Raw genomic sequence first — 10,387 nt, forward strand, 5'->3', positions numbered from 1 at the left:
TCTACTGTACCTCCTTTGTCTTCTTTGCAAATAGCCCCCTAAGAGAATGTCTCTGCCGCCATTCCATTGATTTCGGAGCCCAGTTAAAGAGCATCATCGCAATAAGTACGATTGCATAAATCAACATACGATAATCGGACAGCCCCCTTAAGACCTCGGGAAGCATAGTCAGCAGCACTGCTGCGATTATGGAACCGCGGAAACTTCCCATCCCTCCGAGAACCACAAATACAAGAAGCATAATGGACATATTATATCCAAAGTTAGCCGGTAAAGCTGTCAGAGTAGATAGATTATGCGCATAAAGTACCCCCGCGATTCCTGCAACAGCAGCTGAAATCGTAAATGCCATCAATTTAAATTTTGTAACAGGAATCCCGACGGACTCTGCGGCAATACGATTATCCCGGATTGCCATAATAGCCCGGCCGGTTCTGGAATTCACAAGATTATATGCTATGATCAAACTAACCAGGATCAAAACAATGCCGATTGCAAAGGAAGCCTGATGGGGCGTTCCTGTAATCCCTTTTGGACCGTTGATAATCATCTTTCCTTCTTCTTCCATTTTCAAAGCAGACACATCTGACACAGAAAAATGCAGACCTTGGGAGTCTTTTCCAATATACAGCACGTTCATAACATTTTTAATAATTTCGCCAAAAGCCAGCGTTACGATTGCCAGGTAATCACCCTGCAGACGCAGAACAGGAATACCGATCAAAAATCCAAAAAGAGCCGCTGTCAAAGTACCAATTATAATGGCAAGGATAAAGCGCAGATTCTCGTTCATCCCAGTATCTACCATGTATTTCGTGAAAAAGGCGCTGGAGAAAGCTCCCACACACATAAACCCGGCATGCCCCAGGCTCAGTTCACCTAGATAGCCTACACAGAGATTTAACCCTATAGCCGCGATTGAATAAATACAAAGAGGAACAAGCAGCCCCTGCATCAGACTGGACATGCTTCCGGTCCCGACCATAATCTGTACAATAATAAATACAAAAATTACTATTCCATATGTGACAAAAGAGTCTCTTGTCACTTTTTTCGTATTACTTTTATCAAACAATTTTTTCACTGCTGCCACCTACACTTTCTCATGAATTGGTTTGCCAAGAATTCCGGTAGGTTTCACCAGCAATACAATAATCAGCACGGCAAATACAATTGCATCCGACAGCTGGGAGGATATGTAAGCTCTTCCCATAACCTCAATAATTCCAAGTAATATACCGCCGATAAACGCTCCCGGTATGGACCCGATACCGCCGAACACAGCCGCCGTAAATGCCTTGATACCCGGCATGGCGCCGATATAAGGAGTCAGCGTAGGATATGCGGAGCAGAGCAGAACACCGGCGATAGCCGCCAGACCAGAGCCAATTGCAAAGGTCAGAGAGATTGTTCCATTCACATTCACACCCATAAGCTGTGCTGCATCCTTATCCTCTGAAACGGCAAGCATGGCACGACCTGCTTTTGTCTTTTTAATAAACAGGATCAATCCTGCCATAATGATAATACAGGTTACAACCGTTACTATAGCAACGCTTGAGATTGAAAGTTTTCCACCTGCCAGCTTCAGTGCCGGCAATGTAATAATGGAGGAAAAAGACTTTGTGTCTGCTCCAAATACCAAAAGCGCGATGTTCTGAAGCAGATAGCTGACACCGATAGCAGTAATCAATACGGCCAGTGGGGACGCTTTTCTAAGTGGCTTGTACGCCACTTTCTCAACCACAATTCCAAGTATAGTACAAACTACAACTGATATAAGGACGCTGAGCAGTGGATTAAACTGCAATCCGCTCGTCATCGTAAATACAACATAACATCCAATCATAATTACATCGCCATGAGCAAAGTTCAACATTTTCGCAATTCCATATACCATAGTATATCCAAGAGCGATAATCGCATAAACACTCCCAAGGCTGATTCCATTAATCAAATAAGCTATGAAACTCATATAAATACCTCTTGCTTTCCCTTCTTTTAAGGTTAAAATCTATCTTAATTTATGCCAAATTTTAACCATATAATCCAGGCATTTAAAAGTATGCATAGCAGGACTCACATGTATACTTTTAAATGCCTGTGCTTTTCGAGAAATATCTTACCACAAAAAAGTTCAACCGACTACAAATAAGATCAACCGGGATAAAAAAAATCAATAGGGTTTAAAAAAGATCAACCAGCCGTTAAGAATTGAAAACGGGACTGTCCGATGACAGCCCCATGTTCTTTCTGAAATTATACAGCAGCAGCTTACATTGCTGTATATGCTCCATCCTTGATAATAACAGCTTTTGGCTGCTTATTTACTTCTCCTGTAGATTCCCAGTTCAGACCTTCATCCCCGCCGGTCAGTCCCTGAATGGTTACCTCAGGCATTGATTCTTTCAATGTATCACCCAAATCAGAAACGCTCATATCCGGAGTTGCTTCCGCCTTTTCTATAGCTGCCTTAATTGCATAAATCCCGTCGTATGCATCTGCCGCAAACTGATTTGGAATCTCGCCGAACTCATCTTTATATTTTTTCACAAAATTCTGTGTGGCCTCATCGTCCGCATCTGCTGCAAACGGAGTCAGCAGCATAACGCCTTCTGCCAGGGAAGTATTAAAATTGTCAACGGAAAGAATACCATCCAGGCCGTCACAGCCGAAGAATTTTGGTGCAAAGCCCATTGTGTCTGCCTGTTTTAAAACAATGGACGCCTCTGTATAGTAAATTGGAAGGAAAACCATATCTGCACCTGAATCCTGTATCTTCTTTAACTGTGTAGAGAAGTCTGTTTTCGAATCTTCGGTGAAAGCCTCTGTTGCTACAACATCAAGCTTCTCCGCTTTTGCTTCCTCTATAAACTTATCCGAAATTCCTGATGAATATACATCTGAACTATTATAGATGATACCAACTTTCGTTGCAAGTTTATTCTCAGCGATATACTGTGCTGAAGCAGTACCTTGATTCGGGTCTGTAAAACAAATCTGGAATACATTTCCATTTGCAAGTATATCTGTCGTTGATGCAGACGGGGTAACCTGGAACATATTGTCCTGTGCTGTCTTGTCAGCTATCGCCACGCAAGGGGTAGATGTCACAGTCCCCAAAAGAATCTGCATCCCCCAGTCTTTCAGAGTGTTGTAGGCATTGACAGACTTCTCAGCATCACTCTGATCATCCTCAAATTTATACTCAATCTCATGACCGTTAATTCCGCCGTCTTCATTGATTTCATCTACAGCAATCCTTGCCGCATTTTTTACAGCTGTTCCATAGATAGCTGCACCTCCCGTAGTAGGTCCGATTCCCCCAATATAGAACTTATCAGCTTCTTTCTTTGAAGAAGATGATTTTGATCCACATGCCGCCAGGCTTGAAACTGCCAGAGCCGCTATTAATAACACGCTGACTGCTTTTGCTCTTTTCATAGCTTTTCCTCCTCATTCTTATTGATTTTATGGGATATTTTCATACATTTACGCATTAATCTGGTAAAGTCATTCCCTATAATTAATGAATAAGGACGCTCTTGAGCTATTCCAGAACGTCCTTATTCTTGTGTTTTATAATACTACATGAATCTTTCAAAATCAATACTCAATTTATCAGGAGTAATTTGGGTAGGAATCCATCCGGCAATATCCACCGGGTCAAACTTATAGTCCAGAGGTCTTCCATAGACAGATTCATAAGCGTCCTTTTTCTGTTCATAGTCTTTTTTACACATGATGACACTGTTTCCTCTGGCAGGTTTTGCCGGATCGGGATATATGGTAGGAAGGACATGCATTACATACTCTACCTTGTAAAATTCCGACGTATCCAATTCGTCTAGGACATGCATTTCTAAAAAACAGGAGATAACAGGAACTTTGAATTTTGCCGCGTAGTAATAGGCCCCCCTCTTCATCGGGCGGGGCTTGCAATAATTGAACCACATTTCTTGTTCCGGGTAAATCAGTACATATTCCTTCTTATCCAGAGCACCCTTTAGCAGCGGTTCAAATTCCCCCGCCATATAGCCAGGAACACTGCTTATTGGAATGGTATCCGCGTAATTTGTCAGATATCCGATAAAACCTGACATAGCCAGGTTCGATTCCTGACTGACAATACAAAGCTTCTTTTTCCCCAGTCTCCATACAAGATCACGCACCACCGTATTGTCAAGGGGACTGAAATGGTTGCTTGTCACAATGGCGCCGCCCGCTATATCTCCAATGTTTTCTAGTCCCATTATTTTTGTACTTCTGTTAATCATTCTGGTTACAAACCCGGCTGCATGACGCGCCGCCCAGCTATTTATCCTAAAACCATAAGATTTTCTTTTTTTCAGATAATTCTCAAGCAAATTTTCCTTCTGCTTTTCAGTTAACAAGGGATCACCTACCTCTACTTTGGCATGAAAGGCTCCCTCACCCAACGCCTTTCTGATATTTTCAATAACCTGTTCTCTTGCTTCTCCAATTATCATAATCGTGCTTCTTTCCCTTCATTAAACACTGTCCGGAAGGTCACTTCACCGTCTCCGGTGGCATTTCCCCGAGAAACCAGTAAATCCAGATGCTCCCTGTCAGACTGTCTGTCCTTATCGGTATATGCCTCTTTAATTGTCATTATTTCCTTTAAAAACACCGAAGATTCGGCATACGTCCAGAAATATTGTTCATACTGGATGTTGTCATAATACCAGGGCTTAGCAAACAAATTAAAATGAACCAGCTTCGGGTTTTCAACCGGCTTTGCTGCATCTGATGGCATTGCGTCCCAGGAGGCCGGCAGATACATAACTTTCCCCTTACACATGGCATTGAGATAATCCTGATCCGGTGCAATACAGTCAAAGTGATATTTATGATAAAGCTCAAGAAAGCGCTGCTCTATTCTGGCTTCCCTCAACCTCTCTAAATTCATCAGCAGAACACCCGAGTTGAAATACTTATCACTTTCAACACCTACACATAAATTCGCGTGTCTGGTCAACTCCGGCACTGCTGCGACAACAGGGTCAACCACCGCCCCTAACAGGTTCTCTCCAAGCGGCGTCTGATACAATTCAGATATATCCCCAGGGACAACAATATCACTGTCAAGGTAAATTCCTTTATTATACTCGGGGAACAGGGCAGGGATGAAAAGTCTGAAATAAATCGTAAGTGTAAAATAGTCCGCCCGAAGCCGGTTAGACATACGGTCTGTGATAATATTCAACTGATCTTTCATTTCGAATAACTGTATTTCACAGTTTTCAACAGCCAGCCCGTAAAGCTTCTTTTTATTTTTTATGCTTAACCCCTGGAACAGCACAAACACTTTATATTGATACACTTTTGAAGCATTTTTCAGCATTGAAGACAATGCGACCCCTAAAAACGGGGCATAGTCATTATCAATTGTAAAGAATATGGGTATAATTTTTTTGTTTTTCTTCATGAACACCCTCCTGGCAGCCCTTCTTTGATTATAGGACACAGCCGCCTGTATGTATGAAGCAATTTATCATATTCATACATTCCAAGCTCACTGTGCAGTTTCTCCGCCTCCCAGGGTTTTACTGTCACTGTATGGAACCACGGAAAAAAGCGAAAGCCTGTTGTAAAATGCTGCAAAACCGTATCTCTTTGCACCCTGTGCTGCTCATTAAACCGCCGTGGTACTATTTTCTTTGAAACAGCCAGCTTGTTCAATGCCGACTGATCCGGCATAAACATTCTTTTTTCCGTACACAGTTTCCGGCATTTTTGCAGCAACCCTGATTCGCGGATCATACCCATGTTCATCAGAAGCACACCTGAATTCTGGTAATCCGCCTTAAGAAGATTCTTGCGAAAAAACCAGCGGCCATAATAATCAAGAGCCCCTGCATATTCATACTCTGAAATATCCTGATGGAAAAAATCGGAACAATCTTTCCGGCAAATCACATCGTTGTCCAGATAAAGTATTTTTTCCGGAAGTCCCGGGATTTTATCTGCAAACAGCCTTAACATACAACAAGGTGTGAATCGTGTATCAAGATTAGCCTTTGGCACCTCGGCAGAAAATACTTCCGTAATGTCAGTCAGAAAGACAAAATTATCTAAATTAACCTCTTTTACTATTTTATCTAAAGTGTCTGCAAAAGCCCCGGATATCGGGTAATACACCTTTTCCCCGGCGCAAAAATATATAGTCAGTACAAAAATATGCAAAGGCTCTTTCACATTTTTGAGTAACGACAGAACAGACAGAATTAACCCATCTTCGATATTATCGTCTCCGCAGTAAAGAATATCCACTTTAATTTTTCTCCTCTTCATATATGATGTACCTGTATGTGCTCTCCCGGCTCCTTTTCATCATACAGTTGTAAACCTTATCCCTGAGTCTGCCTTTTTGTTCCTTATTGGAAAGTTGGACATCCGGATAAAACGGCCCATCCAGATATACTGTAATACCCGGTTTTTTCCTGTGCTTTCTTTTCTGGTAGGTGGTTGTCATGCAAAAAGACGGGGCACTGCATTCAACCGGATATCCGAAAGCAGACGCCGGAAAAGGACGGATTCCTGTATACCAGGGCCAGACATGGGCCTCCGGATATAACACCACGCAGCAGCCCTCCCGAATGCGCTGCCGGATAGCTTCGTTGAGTCTTTTCATTCCGCTAAATGTTTCCGGAAGGGGCAGAGCACCCAGAGCCGGCAGAAATGCCCCCAATACCGGAATTCCTAAATTAGCAGAACTGACTACCGCATACCCTCTCTTCGGAGCAGTTACCCGAATCGGGATAAATGCATCCCCCACGGGCTGGGTGTGATTTCCGTAGAGGAAAAAGCCGTTATGTCTATATTGCCGGAGTATAGAACGGTTCTTTACCTTCACATGCAGAGCAAACCGGCAGTAAAAAAATGCAAACGTCTCTCCCAACAGATAAATAATATGGGAAATGCCCCGGTATAATACACTTTCATGAATCCAGGAGTAGTCTTTTGGCAATTGAAAAAATTGATTGCGGCTTTCTATGAAATCATCCGTAAAAGACTGGTAATAAAGTATCTGCGCTTTCTGCCTTTTCTTTCGCATTAAAAAAACCTCCACTCCAGTTTGATGCCGTCAATATTTAAGTATTCACATCAAAACAGACTTACATTCTTATTTCAGCCAAAATTTTCCCCGATGTATACAAAAAACCCTCTGAACTATTGTAGTTTATCTACATCAGTTCAGAGGGTTTTCTCTTAGATAAATTTAAAACTCCTTATACATCTCGCGTTTTGCACCGCAGACTGGACATTTCTCCGGAGCTTCATCAAGAACAGTATGTCCACAGACAGGGCAGATATAAATCTTCTTCAACTCGATATCCTTACCTGCTTTTACTGCATCCAGTGCTTTCTGGAACAGATCTGCGTGAATCTTCTCCGCTTCCAGAGCAAAGTGGAAAGAACGTTTGGCGCCGCTTTCATTCTGGAATTCAGCTGCATTCAGATAAACAGGATACATCTGCTCTACCTCATGAAGCTCTCCGTTAATTGCACCCTGAAGATTCTCAGCTGTTTTCCCATAACAGAATACTCCACCCGCCGGTACTGTTGCATCTGCCGGTTCAGAACCGTCAATCTCCTTGAAGTGGTTGCTGGCATGTACTCTCTCTGCATAAGAGATCGCACGGAAAAGTCTTCCAACATTTGGGAAACCTTCCTTGTCCGCCACGTCGGACCAGATGAGGTAGCGCATATGTGCCATACTTTCCCCGCCGTATGCGGAATGAAGAAAATCTGAAGTCATTGCATTTTTTACTGCCATTTAAATTACCTCCTCCTATTTATTACACTTATTCTAGCATTGACAATTTCCAATGTCAATATTCTCCAAAAATCATCCGCTATGTTAATCTTTGCAAAAAGGTGTGCTGGAAGCCGCTGTTTTAGTTGAAAATAAATCGGTATCATGTACTCCGGGCATTACTGCTGGCGAAAAATTTAGGGATTTTGTGTGATGGCAGAGGAGCCAAAACAAAACTGTACTTTTCTGTAAATGCATTGATACGTGAATGGATTGCTTATTTATCATTGTGGCGGAAGAAATATATATCTATTCTCGTAGGTGCATTTATAATCATTGGCATTGGATTTTTGTTATAGGATCAGAAAAAGCTCCACAAGCACCTGTCTCTTTCTTGTAGAGCTTAACTATTTATTTAATACATGATTCTTTCTCGTTAACATAAGGTATTGTATCTAATTTTCTCACCTCCGCTACTCTCGGGCAAACGATAGCAATACCCATGATTAAGACACCGGATATCAAAAACCAACGGTTTACACCAATTTTGTCAGCAAAACCTCCCGAAAGAATTAATCCTGCGGGCATAGCCAGTGACATGATGCTTCCTGTCAGAGAAAATACACGGCCTAAAAATTCAGGCTTGATTTTTTCCTGGAAAAGTGCCGTTTGTACACCACTGTAAAAAGGTACCGAAAGGCCCATAACCGCACAGCAGATTGCAAATATCACAAACCCACTTGGCGGAAGCAGCCCCGAAACGGCCAAACTGGCTCCCATTATGAAAATCGACACCGACATTAATAGGACTCGCTTTTTGCACCTGCCGAGTGTCCCCAGTACCACACCACCTATCAGCATGCCCGATGCATATGCAATTTCTGTAATAGAAACATGCATCGGTGTCCCATTAAAATAGTCCATACTGATTAGGGGATAAAGTGCATTGATAGGCATATAAACAAACATGTATAATGTACCTATTAGCAGCAACGAAAACAACCCTTTATTCTCTTTCAAAACACGAAAGCCTTCCTGCATTTCTTTTATGAAATTCCGTCTTAAGCTCTGCTGCGCCGCTGTAAGCTTCGGAATTTTCACAAATGCAACTGTGATACTGGCAATTACAGCGCCCAGCACATCAATCAGTATGATCTCGTTTAGTTTCCAGACAGAGTATAAAAATGCCGCAGCCGCAGGGCTGAGAATGTAGCTTACAGACTGCAGAGCCTGACTGTAACCGGCGCATTTAGTCAACTGTTCTTCCGGCACTAAAAGTGGTGTAACCGCATTGAGTGCCGGAGAATGAAAAGCCGTTCCAATGCTGCGTATAAATAATACTGTCATAACTGTCCAAACAGGGATTTCCATATACAGTGCAATAACAACCAGCACTGCTCCCGCTGCTGCAATCATTAAATCAGCGCTGATCATTATCTTTTTCCGGTCATGCCGGTCTACCAGCACTCCAATGGCCGGTCCTAAAACCGCATAGGGAAGAAAACCAACCAGTGAAGCCATAGACAATATCATCGCAGAACCTGTTTTTTCTGTAAGGTAAAAAATAATCGCCATTTGCAGGATAGCACTTGTAATCAAAGATACTGCCTGCCCCGCCCATATTGCAAAAAATTTAAATTTCCAATTTTGTTTTTCCATTTTGTTGTCTCCTGTGTTTAAGTATTTGTAAACAATAAAATTTCCGGCAATAAAAAACACAGTCCCGGATCCACAACATGGCTTTGGTCTGTATATATACAATAGAAAACATTCTGAAAATATATAGTTAAAGAAAAGCATAAGAAAGAATCTAAAGCAACTTACTGTAACTAATGAATGCCTATATCGTATAAATAAGTACAACAAAAAGCCTATCACAGTGGACAGGTTCTGTCTTTTTATTGCCAGCTTATCTTAAACGAATTGAGGCAGTCATAGTTGGACCTATGTCAATACCTTGGACACAAAAAGTTGAACTTTTTCTCTCTGTATAAAATTAATACGTAGAGAAAGATTTTAAGCTACAAGAACCTCATCTTCAACCTGCTGTGGGGTTTTATAATCCAGTGCGCTATGTCTCCTTCTGCGGTTATACCAAGACTCAATATATTCAAAGAGAGCTGCTTCAGCCTCTTCAAATGTATGATATGTATTTAGATATACTTCTTCCTTCTTCAATACTGAATGGAAGGACTCTATACAAGCGTTATCATAGGGATTTCCTTTTCTACTAAAGGAATGTTTCATATTTTTTTCTATGATCATATCTTCAAATACGGTGCTTGTATATTGGCTGCCCAAATCACTGTGAAGAATAATATCTGTAGTATCTTCTACATTGAGACATGCATTTTCTACCGCCTTTTTAGCTAATTCGGCGGTTGGGTTTTTGCCGTATGAATAACCAATGATCTTTCTATTATATAAGTCCATCACTGATGCTAGATAAGTCCAGCCTCCATCTTGAACATGTATATACGTTATGTCAGTAACCCATTTTTGATTTATTGTTGTAGCATTAAAATCACGATTTAGTATGTTTTCCTTATCATCAGGAACCTTACCCTGATTATTTTGATACTTATATTTGCGTACTACAACACTGAT

10 protein-coding genes are annotated in these 10,387 nt (G+C 41.6%); all 10 read right to left on the reverse strand.

Features of this window, described 5'->3' with window-relative positions:
* Window position 1: 1 nt before the first annotated feature.
* Entirely contained in the window at window positions 2-985 is a 984-nt protein-coding gene (locus tag BN3456_RS04125) for an ABC transporter permease subunit (protein WP_176699091.1), read from the reverse strand.
* Between the two features lie 108 nt (window positions 986-1,093).
* Window positions 1,094-1,975 carry a branched-chain amino acid ABC transporter permease gene (locus tag BN3456_RS04130; RefSeq protein ID WP_089982875.1) on the reverse strand — a complete coding sequence of 294 codons (882 nt, stop codon included), beginning with the start codon at window positions 1,973-1,975 and terminating at the stop codon, window positions 1,094-1,096.
* Window positions 1,976-2,274: 299 nt separating this feature from the next.
* Window positions 2,275-3,444, reverse strand: a complete 1,170-nt coding sequence (locus tag BN3456_RS04135) for an ABC transporter substrate-binding protein (protein WP_089982876.1) — start codon at window positions 3,442-3,444, stop codon at window positions 2,275-2,277.
* A 143-nt stretch (window positions 3,445-3,587) separates the two neighbouring features.
* A complete protein-coding gene (locus BN3456_RS04140) occupies window positions 3,588-4,490 on the reverse strand; it encodes a lysophospholipid acyltransferase family protein (RefSeq protein WP_089982877.1) in 903 nt (300 codons plus the stop codon).
* The gene (locus tag BN3456_RS04145) at window positions 4,487-5,449 is read right to left on the reverse strand and encodes a glycosyltransferase family 8 protein (RefSeq protein ID WP_089982878.1); all 963 of its coding nucleotides are present in this window, start codon (window positions 5,447-5,449) and stop codon (window positions 4,487-4,489) included. The genes BN3456_RS04140 and BN3456_RS04145 overlap by 4 nt, the downstream gene beginning before the upstream one ends.
* On the reverse strand, window positions 5,446-6,315 hold the full coding sequence (locus BN3456_RS04150) for a glycosyltransferase family 8 protein (protein WP_207644084.1): 870 nt from the start codon (window positions 6,313-6,315) through the stop codon (window positions 5,446-5,448). The genes BN3456_RS04145 and BN3456_RS04150 overlap by 4 nt, the downstream gene beginning before the upstream one ends.
* Window positions 6,296-7,078, reverse strand: a complete 783-nt coding sequence (locus BN3456_RS04155) for a hypothetical protein (protein ID WP_089982879.1) — start codon at window positions 7,076-7,078, stop codon at window positions 6,296-6,298. Before BN3456_RS04155 ends, BN3456_RS04150 begins: the two co-directional genes overlap by 20 nt.
* Before the next feature lie 165 nt (window positions 7,079-7,243).
* Window positions 7,244-7,801: a rubrerythrin family protein gene (locus BN3456_RS04160; protein ID WP_089982880.1), complete on the reverse strand. Its 558-nt coding sequence runs from the start codon at window positions 7,799-7,801 to the stop codon at window positions 7,244-7,246.
* A gap of 390 nt (window positions 7,802-8,191) precedes the next feature.
* On the reverse strand, window positions 8,192-9,439 hold the full coding sequence (mef(A), locus tag BN3456_RS04170; RefSeq protein WP_089982882.1) for a macrolide efflux MFS transporter Mef(A): 1,248 nt from the start codon (window positions 9,437-9,439) through the stop codon (window positions 8,192-8,194).
* A 357-nt stretch (window positions 9,440-9,796) separates the two neighbouring features.
* On the reverse strand, window positions 9,797-10,387 hold a 591-nt coding region (locus BN3456_RS04175; RefSeq protein ID WP_141654492.1), incomplete at its 5' end, for an IS3 family transposase.

This window comes from Clostridium sp. C105KSO13 (assembly GCF_001517425.1).
Classification (GTDB): domain Bacteria; phylum Bacillota; class Clostridia; order Lachnospirales; family Lachnospiraceae; genus Muricomes.